Here is a 21,348-nt window from a genome sequence, read left to right on the forward strand (position 1 = left end):
TGTGCACAAAAATAAATCGACAGTCGGGTAGTTGCGCACGCAAATCGTGTTCAGGAAACAGGGGGATTCAGACGGAATGCGAACCGACTTTGTCACTCATGTACATAGCAAACAGCCTGGCGAACCAGGCTGCTGATGTGTACAAACGCAGAGTTAGTGATGCGCTTGGGAGGTGAGCAAAGCCGCGCGTTCCGGCGGCGATGGCGGCAAAACTGGCGCCCGTCATCACCGGCATGCGAATGCCCGCAGGGCCAAAGCCCAGTGATTGCACCAGGGTGGCGACACCGGCTACCAGCAGGTCGGCGGTAATCAGAAAAGCCACTTCTTCACGAGACAGGCCTACGGTCTCACCGATGATTAAAGGGTACCGCTACCGCGCCGCCATATATCAACAACACATGCTGGCTGCTTACCAGAAGCATCTGCAGCCACGGTTGGCAGTTGGTCAACTGCCGACACAGCGGTCGGTTGGGGCTTCAGCTGGTTCATGCAAAAACCTCAGGCGCTTTTGTTTTTGTAAGTCGCTGTTCAAGACCCTGTTTAAGTTCAGGGCATTGGAGTTGCAATGTTGCACCTGGCGCGGAGCACCAGATTAGAGGCAAAAAAATGCCGCAGCCTTGAGGCTGCGGCATTCACTGTTGCTTAATTAAGCTGTGCGCCCTTATCGATCCAGGCACCAATCAGGTCACGCTCTTCTTGGGTCATCTGGGTGATGTTACCCAGCGGCATGATGTGTGACGCCACACTTTGCGCATGGATCTTGCCAGCTTGCAGCTTGACCTTCTCCGGTGTGTCGAGCATGAAGCCCAGGGGGGCAGCACTGAACATTGGGCTGCTCGGAGTTGCCGCGTGGCATACCGTGCAGCGCTCCTGAATCACGCTGTAAACCTTGGCAAAGTCGTCGCTAACAGCTGCGCTGGCCGTGGAGGCCTCTGCTGACGACGCTTTGCTGTCTTCTTGAACCGGGCTAACAACTGCTGCTTTAGGGGCCGCCGGCGTTGCCGCTTTTATGCTTGGTCCCGTGACAAACGCCAGGCAGATCATGCCCAGTGCCGCAGCAGGAAGCGTCCAGACATACTTGCTGCTGTCGTGACGGGTGTTGAAGTAGTGACGCACCAATACCGCCAGAATCGCGATGCCCGCCAGAATCAGCCAGTTATATTGGCTGCCGTAGGTGCTCGGGAAGTGGTTGCTGATCATGATGAACAGCACAGGTAAGGTGAAGTAGTTGTTGTGACGCGAACGCAACAGGCCTTTAGCCGGCAGCGTTGGGTCTGGCGTGGTGCCTTCCTCAATAGCTTTAACCAGTGCGCGCTGGGCCGGCATGATGGTAAAGAATACGTTACCGACCATGATCGTGCCGATGATCGCACCGACATGCAGATAAGCGGCGCGGCCGCTGAAAATAAGGTTGAAACCATAAGCTGCGGCAATCAGCAGCACGAACAGTACCGCGCCAAGCAGAGCAGGACGCTTGCCTAAAGCCGAGTCACACAGGAAATGGTAGGCAATGTAGCCGGCCACGAGCGAACCAAGGCCGATCGCAATGGCGACAGCAGGTGCCATGTCACTGCCCGGTGCAATCAGATACAGGCTCGGATTGAGGTAATACACCACCATCATCAGAGCTACACCGGACATCCAGGTGAAATAAGCTTCCCATTTGAACCAGTGCAGGTTCTCCGGCATCTTCGGTGGTGCCAGTTTGTATTTTTCCAGGTGGTAGATACCGCCACCGTGGATCGCCCATAAGTCGCCGGACAAACCGTCGCGCGGGTTAGCGCGGTTCAGGTTGTTTTCCAGCCAAACGAAATAGAACGATGCGCCGATCCAAGCGACGCCGGTGATCATATGCACCCAGCGAATGCTTAGGTTTAGCCACTCAATCAAATGTGCTTCCACAGTTAATGCCTCTTCCCCAGGGCCGACACACCGGCGTCTGGGCTTCTCTTATTGGTGGGGGGCGAGGAGCAGTTGCTCGTCGTCGGTGAAGAAATGCTCATCACAGTTGTTACCAGAACCACTGCGATCAACCACCAGGAAGTCATCCCGCTTTTCGATCGTTAGCACCGGGTGATGCCAAACGCCGCGATGGTAATTGACGCCCTGCCGACCATTACTGCGGAAGGCACGGACTAATCCTGATACAGGTGCATCGCCAACAGGCGCGACCACGATCAGAAAGGGGTTGCCGAGCAGCGGTATAAACGCTTGGCTGCCCTGCGGATGTCTTTCCAGCATGCGCACAGTCAACGGCATTGGCACTTGTTCGGCACTGAAAATGCTGATGATCGCCTTATCGTCTGGCTGTGCGGTCTCGACCGTGGCCAGTTTGTGATGGCGGCGAGTTGAGCCATTGTTGATCATGAAAAATTCACTGCCTTCGGTTTCGATAACATCACCAAAGGGGGCGAACGCTTCTTTGCTTAATGGCTCAATGATCAAATTACGCATGTGGGTCTTCTTATCGGTTGCGTATAAACCATGCCTGTTGCCAGGCGTGGGCTTTATGTCAGCGTGATTTCGGCGGTGATCAACATCACAAACCAGAACCTTAGGAGGCCTGCGAATGCTTACTCGACGACGCGCCAGGCCTGTGAGGCCTGTGCCCTACAACTGCTGCAGACGGAACAGCGCGATCTTGTTGATTTCGGCCAGAGCGCAGGCGAACTCTTGTTCCGGGGTGTTGTGAATACGTGTCTCGAAAGCCGCCAGAAGCTGGTGCCGATTGCTGCCTTTCACCGCCATGATGAAAGGAAAGCCGAACTTGGCTTTGTAGGCATCATTCAATGCAGTGAAGCGGGCAAACTCTTCTGCGGTGCATTGATGAATGCCCGCGCCGGCCTGCTCTGATGTGGAGGCGGCGGTCAACTCACCCTGCACCGCGGCCTTACCAGCGAGGTCCGGGTGAGCATTGATCAGTGCCAGCTGTGCTGCATGACTTGCGCTGAGCAGCAGGTCGGCCATGCGCTGATGCAGGCCGTCGATTTCATCGATGCTAGGGTCCTGACCCAGGTCAAAAGCTTGCTCAGCGACCCAGGCCGAATGTTCGTAAATGTCAGCGAAGGTAGCAACGAACGCTTCGCGGCTTAGGCTCGATGGGGTCAGGGTTTGAAAATGGTTCATTTCGACAACTCCTTGGTAGCCTGCTCATTAAAGGGGTGGGTCGCATACCAGTGCTTGGCGATGTCGACACGGCGGGCGCACCAGACTTGTTCGTGGCTTTGCACGTATTCGATAAAGCGCGCCAGCGATGCCAGACGTGCTGGGCGGCCAAGCAAGCGGCAGTGCATGCCGATAGTGAGCATTTTCGGGGCGCCGGCCACGCCTTCGGCGTAGAGCACATCGAAGGCATCTTTCAGGTATTGAAAGAAATCGTCGCCGGTATTGAAGCCCTGCACCTGGGTAAAGCGCATGTCGTTAGTGTCCAGGGTGTAAGGGATCACCAAGTGTGGGTTGGCCGCGGTGCTGGCCGAGTCCCAGTAGGGCAGGTCATCGTCGTAGGTGTCGCTGTCATAGAGAAAGCCACCTTCTTCGCGCACCAGGCGGCGAGTATTCGGGCCGGTACGGCCGGTGTACCAGCCCAGCGGCCGCTCACCGGTCAGGTCAGTCAGGATGCGGATAGCTTCGTGCATGTGCTCACGCTCTTGCGCTTCGTCCATGTACTGATAGTCGATCCAGCGGTAACCATGGCTGCAAATTTCGTAACCAGCCGCGACCATCGCTTTGATCACATCCGGGTGACGCTGCGCGGCCATGGCCACGGCAAAAATGGTCAGCGGAATGTCGTGCTTCTGGAACAGGCTGAGCAACCGCCACACGCCCGCACGGCTGCCGTATTCATAGAGCGACTCCATGCTCATGTTGCGTGCACCTTGCAGCGGCTGGGCGGAGACCATTTCTGATAGGAACGCCTCAGACTCTTTGTCGCCGTGCAGAACATTTCGCTCGCCGCCTTCCTCGTAGTTGAGGACAAACGACAAGGCAATGCGGGCGTTGTTCGGCCAGTGCGGATGGGGCGGGTTGTTGGCGTAACCGATCAGGTCGCGTGGGTATTCAGCGCTCACTGCAGTCTTCCTTCTTGCTGTGTGTGGCGGTCATTGGGCAAGCATGAATACGTTGCGCGACCGTGATGGGGTAATTGTATACAAAATGCATTGCATCTTGTAAATCTAAAAATCACTTATTTTTCTGTGTCTGACCTTCCAGCTAAAACTGTCCGGAGCGTCAGTTGTTGCGAGGCATAAGCAGCGCTGATAAGCGCTTGTGGCTATTCTGCAGGAATTATTTCGTCTGAAGACATGGGTTAAAGCGCTAAATATTGTGTACAGTTATTCAATAAAGTGTCTTATTTTTGATTTTTAGCATGCTATGCTCCAGCTCAGTCGAGGCTGCTTAGCCTGATCAATCTGCCGAATACCATTTAAGTAGAGGAGGTGCGGCATCTGTGTTGGCTCGCCTGCGCAGCTGCCCATAAGCGATGGGACGATTAACCACACACGTACTGGATGCTGCCCATGGTTGCCCTGGCAGCGATCTGAAGATCGAGCTGTACCGCGTTGAAGGTACCCAGCTTGAGCTGCTCAACACTGTAGTCACTAATCACGACGGTCGTTGTGATGCGCCCGTGCTGCAAGGTGATGATTACTGCAGCGGCGTTTACCAGCTGCATTTCCACGCCGGCGATTATTACCGCGCCCGCGGCGTCACATTGCCAGAGCAAGCGTTTCTCGATGTTGTGGTGCTGCGCTTTGGCATTGATGCCGGCCAGGAGCATTACCACGTCCCGCTGCTGATCTCCCCTTACAGCTACTCCACCTACCGCGGTAGCTGAACCGATTGCTTGTCACCCTCTGACTCAAATTAAGAGTCCCTAGCCCGTCCACACTGCGGGCTTTTTTTCGTGCGCAATTTGCCGCCACTGGAGCACAGGCGAGTGAGCGCACTCGACTCGTCTGTGCTGATAATTAACGGCTGAGCAATGACGCAGCGCCTGCACCCCCGAATAATGCGGCGCTGATACGGTTGAACCACATCTGACCGTTGCCCGAACGCAGGTAGCGCGCCGCACCTTGGGCGCTGAGGGCATATAACAGCTTGCAGGCCAGATCCAGCACCGCCCAGGTGGCGATCATCACCAGCAGTTGATTAGGCAGGGAATACTCAGCGCTGAAGAACTGCGGCAGGAAGGCGGCGAAAAACAGAATATCTTTAGGGTTACTGCCCCCCAGGCCAAAGGCTTTCCAGAACAGGCCGCGACAGCTTGGATTAACCGGCGGCTCATCGGCAACAAGCGGCTTAGCGGCCTTGCGTGAGGCTTGCCAGCTTTGCCAAGCGAGATAGAACAGGTACAGCGCGCCAACAATTTTCAGCAGGCTGAACAGCTGTTCCGAGGCCAGCAGCAATGCGCCAAGGCCAAGTGCCGAAGCACTCAACAGGCAAAGCGAGGCGGACACCCCGCCAATAAAGGCCGGGGCCGAACGGCGCAGCCCATAGTTCAAACTATTACTGACCATCAGCAACGACAACGGCCCGGGAATCAAAATCACCAACAGGGCAGCGCTTGCGAACAACAGCCAGGTTTCCAGGCTCATTAATAATTCTCCAGATGTTAAAAAGCCCCAGCACAACGTGCCAGGGCTTAAGTGTTAGCCAGCCAGTTTTACAGGAAGGCGAACTTGGCAATAAAGATGGCGCACAGCACATACAGGCTAAGTGAAACCTTATCGCGCTGACCGGTCAGTAGTTTCAGGGTTGCATAGGTTAGGAAGCCCAGAGCAATACCGTTAGCGATGGAGAAGGTCAACGGCATCATCACTACAGTTACAATCGCAGGGATGGTATCGGTGTTGTCCTTCCAGTCGATGTGCGCCATGCCGCTCATCATCAGCATGGCTACATAAATCAGCGCACCAGCGGTTGCATAGGCCGGGATCATACCGGCTAGTGGCGCGAAGAACATTGCCGCCAGGAACAATACGCCAACTGTTACCGCAGTCAGCCCGGTACGACCACCGGCTGCAACGCCGGCAGCACTTTCCACATAGCTGGTAACAGGCGGGCAGCCAACCAGAGAGCCGATGACGCTGGAGGTGCTGTCTGCTTTAAGTGCCTGCGACAGGTTCTGAATCTTGCCGTCTTCATCCACCAAGTTGGCGCGGTGAGCGACACCCATGAGGGTGCCGGCCGTGTCGAACATGTTTACGAAGAGGAACGACAGCACCACGCTGATCATCGAAACCTGGAACGCGCCAGCAATATCCATCGCCAGGAAGGTTGGGGCCAAGCTTGGCGGCATCGAAACCAGGCCGGTGTACTCGACCATGCCCATGGCCATGCCGATCCCCGTGACAGCCAGCATGCTGAACAGAATCGCACCGAACACATTGCGGTGGCTTAGCACCGCAATCAGCAGGAAGCAGATGGCGGCCAATAGTGCATTTGGGTTGGCGAAGCTGCCCATGGTCAGCAAGGTGGCTGGGCTGTCGACAACGATACCGGCGGTTTTCAAACCGATCAGGCCCAGGAAGAGCCCCACCCCCGCGCCCATGGCAAAGCGCAGGCTCATCGGGATGCTATTGAGCAGCCATTCACGGATGCGCGACAAGCTCATGATCATAAACAGGATGCCGGAAAGGAATACTGCACCGAGTGCGGTTTCCCAGCTGTAGCCCATGTCGCCAACGACAGTGAAGGTAAAGAACGCGTTCAAGCCCATGCCGGGCGCCAGGCCGACAGGCCAGTTGGCATAGAGGCCCATAAGGAAACAGCCTAGGGCCGCACCGACGCAGGTCGCCACAAACGCAGCCCCCTGATCAACCCCCGCGATCGCCATAATGCTGGGGTTGACGAAGATTATGTAAACCATGGTGAAGAAGGTGGTAATGCCCGCAATTACTTCGGTTTTGATGCTCGTGCGGTGTTCGGTGAGCTTGAAGAAGCGGTCAAGCACGCCGAATTTTCCTAAACCTTGCATCTGTGTCGCTGATTTTTCTTGTTTAGCGCTTTCCACAGGGGGTAATCCTCATCTCTTGTTGTGTGCCACCCAAAGCCGGGGCTATGTACTGCTTGGCTCTCTGAGGTAGGTGGTGTATTTAGTTTGCTGGCGCACTTAGCTGACCTATAGGTCAAGAAATAACGCTGAGGCCGATTATGATGTTGTATACAAAAAAAGCAATTACTGTTTCTGACTAAGCATGGGTGTGCTCAGCTTCATTGAGCCCACACGCACGGCTGTTTTGGGTCTGTACCCGGCGCAGCGCGTTTTCAGGCTGCGTTGGCTTTTCTTCGTTTTTTACCCACGACTCTATTGGTTAGGGTGAAACAGAATCCCAGAGGCTCGAACACGACTTTTCTGCGCCGCTATTAACGCTTAAATGCACAAGCCCCCTCTGCCGCGAAAAGAGTGGGCACTCTGCGCGCCTCCAACAGAGGAATGCCCCTGAAAGCCTGTGTAAATGCCCGTATACAGGGGCGTTATGCTTTGGTAGATATGTACGCGTTGGTCACATTGTGTACAATGCAAGGACTTTTTATTTGTGACTTTTCACTGATTGCTGCTTGCCATAAGGTGGGTAACACACAGGGGAGTTGCATGAGCAACCGCCGAACTCGACCACGCGAGCGACAATGAACGAACAATTGCAGCCCCTTAAGAAGCAGACGCGCGAAGGCAAAATCACTCGCAGCGGGACTCAGGACGATGTCGTGTACGCGCATATCTTCGATGCCATTCTTGAGCAACGTTTGGCGCCTGGCACCAAGCTCAGCGAAGAGGCACTCGGGGAAATCTTCGGCGTAAGCCGCACGATCATCCGTCGTGCTTTATCGCGCCTGGCCCATGAAGGCGTGGTGCTGCTGCGTCCCAACCGTGGCGCAGTAGTGGCCAGCCCAGGCGCAGAAGAAGCGCGGCAGATTTTCTATGTGCGGCGCATGATCGAACGCGCAATTACCGAGTTGGCCTGTAAAAATGCCAAGCCAGAACATATCGCCGCGCTTCGGCAGATGGTCATGGATGAGCGCGAGTGTTTTGCCCGTGGTGATCGTGGCATGGGCATTCGCCTGTCGGGTGAGTTCCACCTAAAACTGGCAGAAGCCGCTGGCAACCTGACCCTCTTGGGTTTTCTGCGCAGCCTGATTTCGCAGACCTCGCTGATCATCGCTTTGTATGAAAGCAACAGCCGCACGCATTGCTCGGATGCCGAACATGACCATGTGATCGATGCCATCGAGGCTGGCAATGTCGAGGTGGCCGTGGGCCTGATGATGCGCCACATGGACAGCGTTGATGCCAAGCTCAACCTAGATGGCGATACCGCATCTGATGACCTGCACGCGGTGTTCTCGCACTTGCTACCTAACACCAAGAAGAAAAACACAAACCGCTCGTAACTCTAAGACCCAAAACCTTTAGTGGTTGCAGTCACTGTTTGCGCTGGCCCGGCGTCAACAAAAAAAACCCCACGGCAAGGAGCAACAGCCGTGGGGCAAAAAAAGGTTAGCGGGCTCAGCCCGCGAAGTCTCAACGCAGGCGTTAAGCGTTAGGCTCCCAGCCACCGCCGAGTGCTTTGTAGATAGCGACGATGCCGCGATACAGTTCCACTTCAGCTTGAGCCTGGGCATCTACGGCGCTTAATTGTTCACGCTCGGCATCGAGCAGCACAAGAAAGTCCACTTCACCTTCGCGATAGCGCAATTCGGCCTGTTCAGCGGCTGCACGGCTTGCGTCGGATTGGCGCAGCAGGGCGAGCAGCCGCTTCTGACGTTTGCCGTAGTCGCTAAAGGCGTTGGCTGACTCTTCCAACGCCAGCAGTACCTGCTGCTCATAATGAGCCAATGCGCCATCGGCGTTGGCTTCGGCCCCGCGCAGGCGTGCACGCACGCTGCCTAGGTCAAACGCGGCCCAACTGATAGTGGGCGCAATGCTCCAGGCTTGTGCGGCCGAGGCACCAAGCTGCGAACCACGCCCAGCAGTAAAGCCAAGGAAACCGGACAAGCTCACCCGTGGAAACAGATCGGCCGTGGCCACGCCAATAGTGGCGGTGGCCGCAGCCAGTTGCCGTTCGGCCGCACGAATATCAGGGCGGCGGCGCAGCAACTCACCGGGGTCGCCAACAGGCAGGGCTTTGGCAATAGCGGGGATGGCTTGTGGCGACAGATCAATGCTCAGTTGCTCAGGACGCTGCCCCAGCAGGGTGGTAATGCGGTTTTGTGCACGCTGCTGCTCAGCTTGCAGTTGCGGCAAACGGGCTTCAGTACCTGCCAGGCGTGCATCGCTGCGCAGTACATCGAGCTGGCTACCAATACCAGCCTCGCGCAGTTGCTCGGTAATGGCCCGTGATTGCTGTTGGTTGTTCAGGTTGTCGCGGGCAATCCGTTCACGTAATTGCGCGCCACGCAGGCTGCCGTAGGCATCTACCAGCTCAGCGATCAGGCTGACTTGCAGTTGCTGATAATCCGCCTCGGCCACCTCCAGCTCGGCATCGCTGGCCTCCAGTTGCCGTTGAATACGGCCAAACAGATCCAGCTCCCAGAGCATGTCCAGGCCCAGATCATAGCGCTCGCCGCGTACGCGTTGCTCAGTCACGCCAGGTTGCTGCGCTTTGCCGAACTCGCCACTGGCGCGGCTGGTGACGGTAGGCAACTGATCGTTACTGAGGTCATCACGAATGGCCTGGGCCGCACGCAGGCGAGCAAAGGCCACGCGCAGTTGACGGTTATCCTGCAGTGACTGTTCGACCAACTGATTCAAGGTAGGGTCGTCAAACTGCTGCCACCAACTGGCTTCAAAGCGCACACGGTCATAGCTGCTGCTTTGCGCACTGCTGAATGTTGCCGCTGCAGTCTGCGGAGCTTGGTAATCGGGGCCAACAGCGCAGGCGCTTAAGACAAGCGTGAGGAGAGCAGGGGTGAAGGCCTTCATACCTGCACCTCCTGCAAACGGGCGGCTTTTTTAGCCTCTCGCTTTTCCACGAAACCGCGGATCAACACATAGAACAGCGGCGTCAGCAGCAGACCAAAGAAGGTCACCCCGAGCATACCGCTGAACACTGCCACACCCATGGCATGACGCATTTCCGCACCGGCACCGGAGGACAGCACCAACGGCACGACACCCATAATGAAGGCGAAGCTGGTCATCAGGATGGGTCGCAGGCGCAGGCGGCAAGACTCCAGCACCGCGCTAACGCGATCCATACCTTCTTCCTGTTTTTCCTTGGCGAACTCCACAATCAGGATGGCGTTTTTACAAGCCAGTCCTACCAGTACGATCAAGCCGATCTGGGTAAAGATGTTGTTGTCGCCACCGGTCAGAATCACCCCGGTGATGGCCGACAGCAGCGTCATTGGCACGATCAAAATCACCGCCAAGGGTAGGCTCCAGCTTTCGTACTGTGCTGCCAATACTAGGAAGGCCAGCAGTACACAAAGCGGGAAGACGAAGATCGCACTGTTACCGGCGAGGATCTGCTGGTAGGAAAGGTCGGTCCACTCAAAGCTCATGCCATTTGGCAATTCTTCCTTGAGCAATTTGGCGATAGCGGCCTCGGCCTGACCGGAGCTGTAACCGGGAGCTGCGGCGCCGTTGATTTCGGCAGTGAGGAAGCCGTTGTAGTGCATCACCCGGTCCGGGCCAGCACTTGGGCTGACCTTAAGGAAGGCCGACAGCGGCACCATTTCCCCTCGTTTGTTGCGCACCTTGAGTTGGCCGATCTGCTCCGGCTCCAGGCGGAACTGTTGCTCGGCCTGCACGTTGACCTGATAAGTACGGCCAAAACGGTTGAAGTCGTTGGCGTAGAGCGAGCCGAGGTAGATCTGCATGGTGTCGAAGATGTCGCTGATGGCGACACCATGAATCTTGGCTTTGTCGCGGTCTATCGCGGCATCGATCTGCGGCACATTGACCTGGTAGCTGGTGAACACCGACATCGGGTTTAGCTCTGGCAGTTGCCGGGCCTTAGCGATGATGTTTTGGGTTTGCACGTACAGCTCGTCATACCCCAAATTACCGCGGTCCTGCACCTGTAAACGGAAGCCGCCGATGGTGCCTAAACCCTGCACCGGGGGGGGCGGAAAGATGGCGATATAAGCGTCTTGAATCTCGCTGAACTGCGCGTTTAATTCTGCAGCAATCGCAGTGGCACTCATTGACGGATCACTGCGCTCATCAAAGGGTTTGAGCGGGGTGAAGACGATGCCGCTGTTGGGGCTGTTGGTAAAGCCATTGATCGACAGGCCCGGGAAGGCCACGGTGTTAGCGACGCCGGGGTGTTTGCCGGCGATTTCCGACATCTTCTTGATCACCGCTTCGGTGCGATCCAAGGTGGCCGCGTCCGGTAGTTGCGCGAAGGCCACCAGGTATTGCTTGTCCTGTGCGGGGACGAAGCCGCTCGGGGTGTTGGCAAAGCCCAGGTAGGTCAGGCCGATCAGCCCTGCGTAAAGGAACAGGGCGATACCGCTGCCGCGTAGTACGCGCTTTACAGTGCCGACATAACCAAGGCTGGCGCGCTCGAACACCCGGTTGAATGGCGTGAACAACCAGCCGCCAAACAGCTTATCGAGCACCTTGGAGAAGCGGTCTTTCGGCGCGTCATGGCTTTTCAGCAGAACGGCAGCCAGGGCAGGGGACAAGGTCAACGAGTTAATCGCCGAGATCACCGTGGAGATGGCAATGGTCAGGGCAAACTGCTGATAAAACTGCCCAGTGAGCCCGGAGATAAAGGCCGTTGGGATAAACACCGCGCACAGCACCAGGGCCGTGGCAACGATCGGCCCAGTCACCTCCTTCATCGCTTGCTTGGTAGCTTCCACCGGGGTTTTACCCAGGCCGATATTACGTTCGACGTTCTCCACCACCACGATGGCGTCGTCCACCACAATGCCGATAGCCAGTACCAGGCCGAACAACGACAGTGCGTTAAGTGAGAAGCCGAACATATGCATCACGGCAAATGTGCCGATCAAGGATACCGGCACAGCGGCCAGCGGGATGATCGAAGCGCGCCAGGTTTGCAGGAACACGATCACCACCAGTACGACCAGTATGATGGCCTCAAGCAGGGTGTGCACCACAGCCTCGATGGAGCCCCGCACGAAGATGGTCGGGTCGTAGACGATTTCATAATCAACGCCCTGCGGGAAGCTCTGCTTCAGTTCCGCCATACGGCTGCGCACTGCATCGGAAATCTCGATGGCGTTAGAGCCCGGACGCTGAAACACCGGAATAGCCACCGCCGGCTTGTTGTTCAGCAGCGAGCGCAGGGCATACTGGCTGGAGCCAAGCTCGATGCGGGCGATGTCTTTCAGGCGGGTTATTTCGCCATTGTCACCCGCACGGATGATGATGTTCTCGAACTCTTCCTCAGAAACTAAACGGCCCTGGGTGTTGATCGACAACTGGAAGCTATTGCCGGCATCGGACGGCGGCGCACCGAGCGAGCCGGCCGCGACTTGGCGGTTCTGCTCGCGAATAGCGTTAACCACATCGCTGGCGGTGAGGTTACGCGAGGCGACTTTATTTGGGTCCAGCCACACGCGCAGCGAGTAGTTACCCAGACCAAACAGCTGCACATCCCCCACACCATCCAACCGCGCCAGCTCATCTTTGACGTTGAGCGCAGCGTAGTTGGACAGGTAGAGCATGTCGTAGCGGTCGTCCGGTGAGGTCAGGTGCACCACCATGGTCAAGTCGGGCGAGGCTTTATCGACAGTCACACCGAGGCGCTGCACTTCGGTGGGCAAGGTTGGCATGGTGCGCGTTACACGGTTTTGCACCTGCACCTGGGCTTTGTCTAGGTCGGTGCCAAGGGCGAAGGTCAGCGTCAGGGTCATCTTGCCGTCGGCAGTGCCTTGGGACGACATATAGAGCATGCCTTCCACGCCAGTAATCGCTTGCTCAAGCGGCGACGCGACGGTCTCGCCTATAACTTTTGGATTGGCGCCAGGGAAAGCGGCGCGGACCACCACGGTGGGCGGTACCACTTCCGGGTATTCGCTGATCGGTAATTGGAACAGCGAAATCGCGCCGCCGATCAGGATCAGTAATGACAGCACCGCCGCAAAGATCGGCCGCTGAATAAAGAATTGCGAGAAATTCATCGTTGTTTGCCTAATTAGCCGCGTGGCGCTGTGCTGGCGGGGCTGTTTTTACCCGCGACGTTAGGGCGACTGTGTCGCTCAATGGCCTGGCGCTGTTGCGACAACTGAGCCAAGGTCTGCTCATCAGCCATAGGTACGGTTTGCGGATCAACCGTTGCCCCGGGGAATGCACGCTGCAAGCCGTTAACCACGATCTGCTCGCCCTTGGCTAAACCGCTGCGCACGATGCGCAGGCCTTGTAGCTTCGGTCCCAACTCAATGGGGCGGTACTGCACGGCGTTGTCCTGATCGAGAACTAGCACGAACTTCTTGCCCAGGTCAGTACCTACTGCTTGGTCTTTGATCAGCGCGGCCGTGTATTGGCTGCTGCCCACTAGCTTGAGGCGTGCGTAAAGGCCAGGGGTAAAGCGCCTCTCACGGTTATCGAATACGGCACGACCACGGATGGTGCCGGTTTGCGGATTGACTTGGTTATCGAGAAAGTCCAATTGCCCCATATGCGGGTGACCTTCTTCATTGGAAAGGCCCAAGTAAACCGGGCTGGCATCGCGGGTCTGGCTGCCGGCCTGGCGCGCTAGCTCGACATATTTAAGAAATACGCGCTCATCGGCATCGAAATAGGCATACACCTTATCCGTGCTCACCAAGGTGGTGAGGTGGCTTTGCCCGGCATTGACCAGGTTGCCTTCGGTGATTTCCGCCCGACTGACGCGACCCGCAATTGGCGCAGTGACGCGGGTGAAACTGAGGTTGAGGCGCGCATTGTCGAGTTCGGCCTGAATCCCTGCTACTGCGGCCTTGGCTTCTGTGGCGGCACTGGCGCGTGCATCGGCCAGCTCGGCTGAGATGGCGTTGCTCTTGCGCAAGCGTTCCCCACGGTTAGCTTCGCTTTGAGTACGCGAATAACTGGCACGGCCTTGTTGTAGCTGAGCCTCGAGGCGCTTGACCTCAGCCTGGAAGGGCCGTGGGTCAATCTGGAACAGCAGGTCGCCTTTTTTAACCAAACTGCCTTCATTGAAAGCGACGCGGTCAACCAGGCCAGAGACCCGTGGGCGGATGTCTACTGACTCTGGCGCCTCCAAACGGCCGGTGAACTCATCCCATTCTGTGATTGGCTGTTCGATCACTTCAGCCACGCTGACTTTGGCTGCTGGTATTTGTTGTGCGCTTTCCTGCGCGTTACCGCAGGCGCTCAATAGCGAAACCGCGGCAAGAGCCAGAGGAAAATGCCAAAGGTTAGTCTTGGACTGTGCCATGTGTACTTCCGCTCTTGGGTGTTATGAGACGGCGGAGTCTGCTGCGAGCGCTCTATTACGGCGAATCGAACGATTCGAAGATGTGTATCAATCAGAATGATTATTTACAGGTGCGTATCGACAAACACATATGTGAGCAATGTGTGACACCGCGCGTAATGGTCTTATTCCAAGCTGTCCGGGTCACCGCAGAACATCTGGATGCGCGAGCGCAACCAGCGCTCTGCAGGGTCATTATCCTGGGCCCCACGCCAGGCCATGTGCAGATCGAACGCCTGCGCTGCAATGGGCAACTCCTCGGCACGTACGCCGCCTGCCGCGGTCAGTGCCGCAGCTGTGTAATCCGGTACGGTGGCGAGAATATCAGTGCCGGAGAGCAGCGTGCCGAGACCACTGAACTGGGGCAGGGCAAGCACGACACGGCGCTTACGCCCGAGTTTCTCCAGTTCCACATCGATAAAACCATTAAGGTCGCCGGCAAACGACACCAGCGCATGTGGCCGAGAGCAGAAGTCATCCAGGCTCAATACGCCGGGGGCTGAATCCGCACGCAGCAACTTCGGTTTGCTCCGGCGCAGCACCTTGCGCTTGGCATTGGCCGGCAACTCTTCGGTGTAAGCAACCCCTACGGAAATTTCGCCGGAGGCCAGCAGAGCGGGCATCAGCAGGTAGTTGGTACGACGAATCACCAAGACCACACCCGGGGCTTCCGCACGCAAACGTTTAATCAGTGGCGGCAGCAAACCGAACTCGACGTCATCTGACAAACCAATGCGAAATACCGCATTACTGGTAGCCGGGTGAAATTCCGCTGCGCGACTGACTGCTGTGGAAATTGAATCCAGTGCCGGAGAGAGCAGGGCAGCAATCTCCATGGCCCGTGCGGTAGGCTCCATACTGCGGCCGGTACGGACGAACAACGGGTCATCAAACAGGCTGCGCAAACGGGCGAGAGCCGCACTGATGGCCGGCTGACCAAGAAACAGTTTTTCCGCCGCACGGGTTACGCTGCGTTCATGCATCAGCGTTTCAAAGACGATCAGCAGGTTGAGATCGACGCGGCGAAGATCGTTACGGTTCATCCGGTGTCCATTGTCGAGTGGCGGCGGTTTTGCGTGCGGCTCAGGCTAATGCTGAATGCTGCCGACAGGCAACAAGCACAAGCAAATGAGCGGCTGGCGATTGATCATCACCGACATGCATGGTGAATATCAGCCCCGAGCGGTGGAATTGCTGGCAGAGCCCAGATAAAGTCCGTGGCCATAAGCGGTCGCTTGGTATGGCTCAGCGCAGAAAGCCTGAATAACCGCCGCGGCCTGAATGGGTCAACCGAAGAGGTTTGCGATGTCCCGCATAGTGCGATTCCATGAGTTTGGTGAGGCTGATGTCCTCAAGATCGAAGAGCGTAACGTCCCTGCGCCTGCAGCGGGTGAAGTGCTGGTCGGTGTTGAAGCCGTGGGCGTCAGCTGGCACGACGTACTCTGGCGACAGAACCTAGCACCTACGTTGGCACAGTTACCCGCCAGCCTCGGCCATGAAGTGGCGGGTGTGGTCTTAGCGCTAGGTGACGGTGTGACTGATCTGGCCGTGGGCGATCGGGTTGCCAGCTTCCCGGGGCACAGCGCTAACCATTACCCAAGCTACGCCGAGCACGTGGTTTTACCGCGCAGCTCGCTGGCCCGCTACCCGGATAACCTGAGCGCACAACAAGCTGCCGTGCACTATTTGCCTTCAATGGTCGGCTGGTTCGGATTTGTCGAACTGGCGCATTTGCAGCCAGGCGAAACCGTGCTGGTGACTGCGGCTAGTCGCTGCTGGGGCCCTTATATTGTGCAGATGGGCAAAGCCCTGGGCGCGACAGTTATCGCCGCGACAGCCTATGCCGAAGACAGCGCGTTTCTTAAACAGCTGGGTGCCGATCACATCATCCTCACTGAGGAGCAGGACCTGGTTAGTCGCGTGAGCAAACTGACTGATGGCCGAGGCGTTAATGTGGTGATGGACGCCTTGGGCGGTCCGCAGATGTGTCTACTAGGCGATGCTATCGCGCCGCGTGGTCGGCTGATCCTGTTTGACCTGCAGGGCGGTAATGAAACGCCATTTCCAGCCTGCGCAGCATTTCAAAAGAACATTCAGTTCTTCGTACACTGCATTGGCAACTTCACGGGCAAGGAAGAGCTGAATATTCCGCAAGATCAGGCTGCTGTGGCCAAGGCTGTGCAAGGCATTAATCAGCTGACAGCCGACGGGTTGATCAAGCCATTGGTCGATAAAGTATTCAGCTTCGACGAAGTAATCGAAGCGCATCGCTATATGCAAACTTGCCCGAGCCGTGGCCGAGTGATGCTGCAGGTTTAATTGCTACTGGCAGCGGCGACAGGTTTTACGCGGCAATCGGGTAGGGCGCGAAACACGCACAAGCCGCTGGATGAATCACTTTATCCAGCGGCTCTGCGCTTAGCCGCTAAAACGCATTGAGCCGTTTCTCCGCGCCATGGAGTTGAAGCGCCTTGGCCAAGCCGATTATCCGTCTCAAACCGTAGAGCGTTCGCCTTCATCATTAACCGAGGGCGACACCTGACTGCGGCCATCGAGGCGTTCAAGCAAGGCAGCATTGGCACAGTTGCCCATCACATTGAGGGCAGTACGCAGCCCATCAGTGAAGCGGTCAACACCCGCGACAACGGCGACGCCTTCCAGCGGCAAGCCGGCGGCGCCTAGCACTGTCGTCATTGCTACCAGCCCAGCACCTGGCACACCTGCGGTTGAAAAGCTGACGAGTAGGCCGGTGGTGAACACCGTGATCAACAGTGAGGTGGTGATGTCGATGCTGAACAACTGAGCGACGAACAACGCATTGAAACCCTGCAGTACGGCTGCGCCATCGCGCTTAAGGGCGGTGCCAAAGGGCAGGGCAAAGCTGGCTAAGGACTCACTCATGCCGTAGCTGCGTGCATTGCCGAGTGCCAATGGCAATGTCGCACCGGAGCTGGCAGTACCAAAGGCGAAACCCAGGCTTTGACCAAAATGCTTTACGAACGCTAGCGGACGAGCACCCGTGATACCCAGTAGGACTAGATAGAGAACCGCCATCAACGCCAATGCCAGCGATAGGCCGACCACATACATACCAAGACGCAGGAGCAAATCCAGCCCCTGACTGGCGATCACCGAAGTGATCAGGGCAAACACCCCATAAGGTGCCAGTTTCAGTACGAACTCCAGCACTTTGAGGGTGACGGTGTAGCCACTCTCGATCAATCGGCGTAACGGTGCGCTATCAACCGGCAACGCACGCATGGCGATGCCGATCAGTGCCGCTGCGAAGATAACCTGCAAAAGACCGCCACTGCTTATTGCCGTAAACGGGTTATTTGGCACCAGCTCGACTAACCATTGACTGAGGCTGTCGGCATGACGGCCTTCAGAGGACGGGCTGGCGAGGCTCTCGGCACCGGTACCTGGACTCAACCATTGGGCGACCAGCATGCCAAGCGCTAGCGCTATGGCACTGGTCAATACGTAGCCCGCCAGCAGGCGACCGGCATGACGGCCGACTGCGGCGCCATGTTCGCGGTTAGTCAGGCTCAGGATCAGAGCGCCGAACACCATGGGCACGACCACAAACTGCAATAAGCGCAGGAAGATATTGCCCACAGGGGTCAATAGATTAGCGTCCAGCCAGGCCACGCTGCCTTCAGGCAATGCACCGGCGCTAGCATTCAGCACAAGGCCGGTAATGATGCCGAATACAAGGGCGAGTAGGATCTGGCGAGTGACGGACATGCGCCCTCCAAAAGTCTATATATGCAGCAAGTAGGCCGCATGGAATTGGGATTACTGAGGCGCGCCATTCTGATGACCGAAAAGAGCTATATCAATGAAATCGCTAATAATATTGTGGAATAAGCTAAGAAGCTTGCATCACAGTCATGTCTGTTCTGATGGTTTTAAAAAGAGCCTGACGGCAGGCATCGCTAGCCCTGCAGAGCCCCGGTATCCATCTATGCGTTCCGCATCGCGTATTCCTGCTCATGCAGGTTTGACTACAAGGCGCCCGCAGGCGCCTTGCTTGGCTTAGAACTCCTGCGACGTCGGGCGCAGCACGATCTCGTTGATATCGACATCAGCAGGCTGCTCGATGGCGAAGGCGATAGCGCGGGCCACCGACTCGGCGGGAATGGCCTGCTGGTAGAAGTCGACCACGAAATCGCGGCTGGCCTGGTGGGAGCTACCAAACTTGAGCTCGGAATCGACGGCACCCGGCTCTATGGTGGTGGTCCGAATGCGACCGCCAACCTCATGGCGTAGCCCCTCGGAAATGGCGCGGACCGCGAACTTGGTGCCGCTATAAACCGTGCCGCCCGGGCTGAATACCTTCAGGCCGGCGACTGATGCGATATTGATGAAATGACCGCTGTTTTGCTGCTGGAACACCGGCAGAGCGGCCGCAACCCCGTACAGCAAGCCCTTAATGTTGATGTCGATCATGCGGTCCCACTCGTCCACACGCCCTTCGCTCAGGGGCGCGATGGCCATCAGGCCGGCGTTGTTGACCAGCACGTCGAGGCGGCCGAAGGTGTCCACCGCGCCCTGGATCAGCGCCTTGATGTCATCCTGGGAGGTGACATCGGTCTGGTAGGCAACCGCCTGGCCACCTGCGCCCACCAGCTCCGCTACCAGGGCATCCAGTTTGTCCTTGCGACGCGCCGCCAGGACTACACATGCCCCTTTAGCTGCCAGATGGCGGGCCGTGGCTTCGCCCAGACCGCTGCTGGCGCCAGTGATAATCACCACTTTTCCGGAAATGTTGTTGCTCATGCTGCGAACCTCATCGTGACAGGTTGGATGGCGCAGGGAGATGTCCCTAGCCTGCGATCACAGTAGATCCACAGTAAATCGCAATAAATGGAAATGTTTGGATTAAGCTATTCCTAATTCAGGAGTAGAAGGGGATAACCCATGCTCAATCGCATGGAGATGGTCAGGATCTTCTGCGCCGCTGCCGAGTCCGGCAGCTTTCGCGAAGCTGCCACACGCCTGGGCATTTCTCCGCAGGGGGTCACACGCGCTGTTCAGGCGCTGGAAGCTGAGTTGGGCGAACCGCTGTTCCACCGCAATACTCGCCAGGTGCACATCACCGCCTTTGGCCAGGGCTATGCGCAGGAAGCCCGCGCGGCCCTCGAGCACTTCGATGCACTGTTCCGCTCACACCGCAGTGAACCTGAGCTTTCGGGCCGTATCGGTATTACCGCACCGCAAACCATTGGCCGACACTATTTGATTCCGTTTCTGCAGCCGCTGATGGCGGCTCATCCAAACCTGCAGTTCCACCTGCGGCTGGAGGACCAGATGACTGACTCGGTGGAGGCTCAGATCGACATAGGTATCCGGGTCGGGTTGATACGCGACCGTCGTTACGTCGCCAAGGCACTGGCACCAGTGCCCATGGATGTGGTTGCTAGCCCGGAGCTAATCGACCGGACGGGCGTGCCGAGCTCGATTCAGGCGCTGGATGCCTGTCCGCTGTCGGCGTTGATTGACCAGCGCAATGGCAGACCCTGGCCGTGGCTGTTTGCCGACGGCCAGAGCTTCAGCCCCCGGCAACCGGTGCTGATCTGCGACGACGCCGATACCGAGCTGGAGGCAATTCTGTCCGGCGTTTGCTTTGGCCAGATCCCGTCCTACCTGACCAGCCCCTTCGTCCGCAGCGGCAGGTTGGTAAGGGTGCTGGACGATCTTGCCTCGCCACCCTGGGATCTGTTCATCTATCGCCCGCAGCAGGGCCCCGTACCACGTAGGGTGCGCCTGGTTTTCGATCATCTGACTAACGCATTTCAGGACCCGCAACGTTTTCCTTGCAGCTGAGATACAACTGAAGTTGGATCAGCTCAATAGATGTTGGCAGCATGTTGTGTTGCCTTGGCCTCGAATGCATGTATTTTCCCTCAGCCGGTGGTCAGCGATCCATAACAGTATTCACAACTGCGAGTAACGCTGTGAGTGCAATACATCAGCCGTTACGCATGTCAGTATTTCCTTACGACTTGAAAAGTGAAAACGCTAAAAAGCTGTTCTCAATGGCGCTTCATGCAGAGGAGGGCGAGGGAGTCACGCAGCCCGCCAGTGCCGGCGCGGGAAAACAAAAAACCCGCCGAGGCGGGTTTTTTCAAGACCATTCCGACATCCTGTCGGTAGCAATCCAGGCCATGGTCGATCGTCCGTGATCCTGAGCGCATCCAGCGCTTCAGTTGATGTATCTAGATTAGGCTCGACGGCTAAGGCCTGACAGAGGACATCGCCACCAGCGCGTGTAAGCCGTTCGCTATACGAAATCGTTGATTGGGCAAGTCGGTGCTAAGGACAGGTGATTTTAATCCAAGGCCTGTTCTACAGCGTTATCTATGGCCTTATCCTGAATAGGCTCCTTCGGCGTTTTCTGATTACGTCGTGCTTGCCCGCGCTGGCGCTTAGCCTGCTGCTTCGCATGCAGCGCCTGAGCTGTGGTTACCATTCCAACTTCCTGGCCGCTCAAGTCCAAGCGCGGCGCGTTCTCCGTCATGCTTGCCCAATATCGACTTCCTCGGCACCAGGTAGCGATGCCCTGATTGAGCTGTTCTCTGGATACTCCAAGCAGCTCTATGTGTTGCTCGGCATCCTTTAAAATGCCTTCCTTAAGCGGAGCCTTGGGGGCCGGATTGACCGGGAAGGCCAATGGAAAGTGCTTCTGCAATCGCCAGATCACTTCCACCGCAGGATCTTTCTCGCGAGGCTTAGCCTGCTCAGAAGGCTTGCGTATAGGTTGCTTCGTGCCATCATCTTGCACTTGTACCTTTTCGGCCCGAAGGCGGTCGCGTAGCTCAGCTAGTTGTTCAAAACCCATCGCTTAGTTCACAGCCTTATGATTGATTCAGGGTGCAAGGTTATCCCATTTAATGCAGCCTGACCGATTTCTGCCTTTCATGGCAGGCGGCTCTGGGTCGAAACTAATAGT

18 protein-coding genes and 1 pseudogene are annotated in these 21,348 nt (G+C 57.0%); 5 read left to right on the top strand and 14 right to left on the bottom strand.

Features of this window, described 5'->3' with window-relative positions; genetic code table 11:
• Nucleotides 1-198: 198 nt before the first annotated feature.
• From BMZ32_RS10475 to puuE, 5 genes and pseudogenes are all read right to left on the bottom strand, one after another.
• A pseudogene (locus tag BMZ32_RS10475) lies at nucleotides 199-422 on the bottom strand (solute carrier family 23 protein); the annotation flags it as partial.
• Between the two features lie 220 nt (nucleotides 423-642).
• Nucleotides 643-1,902, bottom strand: coding sequence for a urate hydroxylase PuuD (locus BMZ32_RS10480; RefSeq protein WP_090241915.1), 1,260 nt, complete (start codon nucleotides 1,900-1,902; stop codon nucleotides 643-645).
• Between the two features lie 48 nt (nucleotides 1,903-1,950).
• The gene (locus tag BMZ32_RS10485) at nucleotides 1,951-2,454 is read right to left on the bottom strand and encodes an ureidoglycolate lyase (protein WP_090241916.1); all 504 of its coding nucleotides are present in this window, start codon (nucleotides 2,452-2,454) and stop codon (nucleotides 1,951-1,953) included.
• 156 nt (nucleotides 2,455-2,610) lie between these two features.
• The gene (uraD, locus tag BMZ32_RS10490) at nucleotides 2,611-3,126 is read right to left on the bottom strand and encodes a 2-oxo-4-hydroxy-4-carboxy-5-ureidoimidazoline decarboxylase (RefSeq protein ID WP_090241917.1); all 516 of its coding nucleotides are present in this window, start codon (nucleotides 3,124-3,126) and stop codon (nucleotides 2,611-2,613) included.
• On the bottom strand, nucleotides 3,123-4,067 hold the full coding sequence (gene puuE, locus BMZ32_RS10495; protein WP_090241918.1) for an allantoinase PuuE: 945 nt from the start codon (nucleotides 4,065-4,067) through the stop codon (nucleotides 3,123-3,125). The genes uraD and puuE overlap by 4 nt, the downstream gene beginning before the upstream one ends.
• Nucleotides 4,068-4,480: 413 nt before the next feature.
• Between puuE and uraH the strand changes: the two genes are divergently transcribed.
• Nucleotides 4,481-4,834: a hydroxyisourate hydrolase gene (gene uraH / locus BMZ32_RS10500; RefSeq protein ID WP_090241919.1), complete on the top strand. Its 354-nt coding sequence runs from the start codon at nucleotides 4,481-4,483 to the stop codon at nucleotides 4,832-4,834.
• Between the two features lie 133 nt (nucleotides 4,835-4,967).
• Here uraH and BMZ32_RS10505 read toward each other — a convergent pair whose 3' ends face one another.
• Complete coding sequence (locus BMZ32_RS10505) at nucleotides 4,968-5,594, bottom strand: LysE family translocator (RefSeq protein WP_090241920.1); 627 nt, start codon at nucleotides 5,592-5,594, stop codon at nucleotides 4,968-4,970.
• Nucleotides 5,595-5,662: 68 nt separating this feature from the next.
• On the bottom strand, nucleotides 5,663-7,012 hold the full coding sequence (locus BMZ32_RS10510; protein ID WP_423815453.1) for an NCS2 family permease: 1,350 nt from the start codon (nucleotides 7,010-7,012) through the stop codon (nucleotides 5,663-5,665).
• Nucleotides 7,013-7,629: 617 nt separating this feature from the next.
• Between BMZ32_RS10510 and BMZ32_RS10515 the strand changes: the two genes are divergently transcribed.
• The gene (locus tag BMZ32_RS10515; RefSeq protein WP_090241922.1) at nucleotides 7,630-8,391 is read left to right on the top strand and encodes a GntR family transcriptional regulator; all 762 of its coding nucleotides are present in this window, start codon (nucleotides 7,630-7,632) and stop codon (nucleotides 8,389-8,391) included.
• A 142-nt stretch (nucleotides 8,392-8,533) separates the two neighbouring features.
• Here the strand turns inward: BMZ32_RS10515 and BMZ32_RS10520 are convergent, their stop codons facing one another.
• The 4 genes from BMZ32_RS10520 to BMZ32_RS10535 form a co-directional block, all read right to left on the bottom strand.
• Nucleotides 8,534-9,922, bottom strand: coding sequence for an efflux transporter outer membrane subunit (locus tag BMZ32_RS10520; RefSeq protein ID WP_090241923.1), 1,389 nt, complete (start codon nucleotides 9,920-9,922; stop codon nucleotides 8,534-8,536).
• Nucleotides 9,919-13,098 carry an efflux RND transporter permease subunit gene (locus BMZ32_RS10525; RefSeq protein WP_090241924.1) on the bottom strand — a complete coding sequence of 1,060 codons (3,180 nt, stop codon included), beginning with the start codon at nucleotides 13,096-13,098 and terminating at the stop codon, nucleotides 9,919-9,921. Before BMZ32_RS10525 ends, BMZ32_RS10520 begins: the two co-directional genes overlap by 4 nt.
• Before the next feature lie 14 nt (nucleotides 13,099-13,112).
• A complete protein-coding gene (gene mexE / locus BMZ32_RS10530) occupies nucleotides 13,113-14,354 on the bottom strand; it encodes a multidrug efflux RND transporter periplasmic adaptor subunit MexE (protein ID WP_090241925.1) in 1,242 nt (413 codons plus the stop codon).
• Nucleotides 14,355-14,518: 164 nt separating this feature from the next.
• A complete protein-coding gene (locus tag BMZ32_RS10535) occupies nucleotides 14,519-15,436 on the bottom strand; it encodes a LysR family transcriptional regulator (RefSeq protein WP_090241926.1) in 918 nt (305 codons plus the stop codon).
• A gap of 262 nt (nucleotides 15,437-15,698) precedes the next feature.
• Between BMZ32_RS10535 and BMZ32_RS10540 the strand changes: the two genes are divergently transcribed.
• Nucleotides 15,699-16,712: a zinc-dependent alcohol dehydrogenase family protein gene (locus BMZ32_RS10540; RefSeq protein ID WP_090241927.1), complete on the top strand. Its 1,014-nt coding sequence runs from the start codon at nucleotides 15,699-15,701 to the stop codon at nucleotides 16,710-16,712.
• 174 nt (nucleotides 16,713-16,886) lie between these two features.
• Here the strand turns inward: BMZ32_RS10540 and BMZ32_RS10545 are convergent, their stop codons facing one another.
• Nucleotides 16,887-18,140 (bottom strand): dicarboxylate/amino acid:cation symporter, encoded by a 1,254-nt coding sequence (locus BMZ32_RS10545; protein ID WP_090241928.1) that lies wholly within the window; start codon nucleotides 18,138-18,140, stop codon nucleotides 16,887-16,889.
• A gap of 291 nt (nucleotides 18,141-18,431) precedes the next feature.
• Nucleotides 18,432-19,175, bottom strand: a complete 744-nt coding sequence (locus tag BMZ32_RS10550; protein ID WP_090241929.1) for an SDR family oxidoreductase — start codon at nucleotides 19,173-19,175, stop codon at nucleotides 18,432-18,434.
• 141 nt (nucleotides 19,176-19,316) lie between these two features.
• On the opposite strand from BMZ32_RS10550, the gene BMZ32_RS10555 reads away from it, so the two are divergent.
• Together BMZ32_RS10555 and BMZ32_RS10560 are read left to right on the top strand one after the other, a co-directional pair.
• Entirely contained in the window at nucleotides 19,317-20,222 is a 906-nt protein-coding gene (locus tag BMZ32_RS10555) for a LysR family transcriptional regulator (RefSeq protein ID WP_090241930.1), read from the top strand.
• Nucleotides 20,223-20,380: 158 nt separating this feature from the next.
• Nucleotides 20,381-20,581 (top strand): hypothetical protein, encoded by a 201-nt coding sequence (locus BMZ32_RS10560; RefSeq protein WP_090241931.1) that lies wholly within the window; start codon nucleotides 20,381-20,383, stop codon nucleotides 20,579-20,581.
• Nucleotides 20,582-20,727: 146 nt separating this feature from the next.
• Here the strand turns inward: BMZ32_RS10560 and BMZ32_RS10565 are convergent, their stop codons facing one another.
• A complete protein-coding gene (locus BMZ32_RS10565) occupies nucleotides 20,728-21,237 on the bottom strand; it encodes a ProQ/FinO family protein (protein ID WP_090241932.1) in 510 nt (169 codons plus the stop codon).
• Nucleotides 21,238-21,348 lie beyond the last annotated feature (111 nt).

The organism is Pseudomonas guineae, assembly GCF_900113745.1.
Classification (GTDB): Bacteria; Pseudomonadota; Gammaproteobacteria; order Pseudomonadales; family Pseudomonadaceae; genus Aquipseudomonas; species Aquipseudomonas guineae.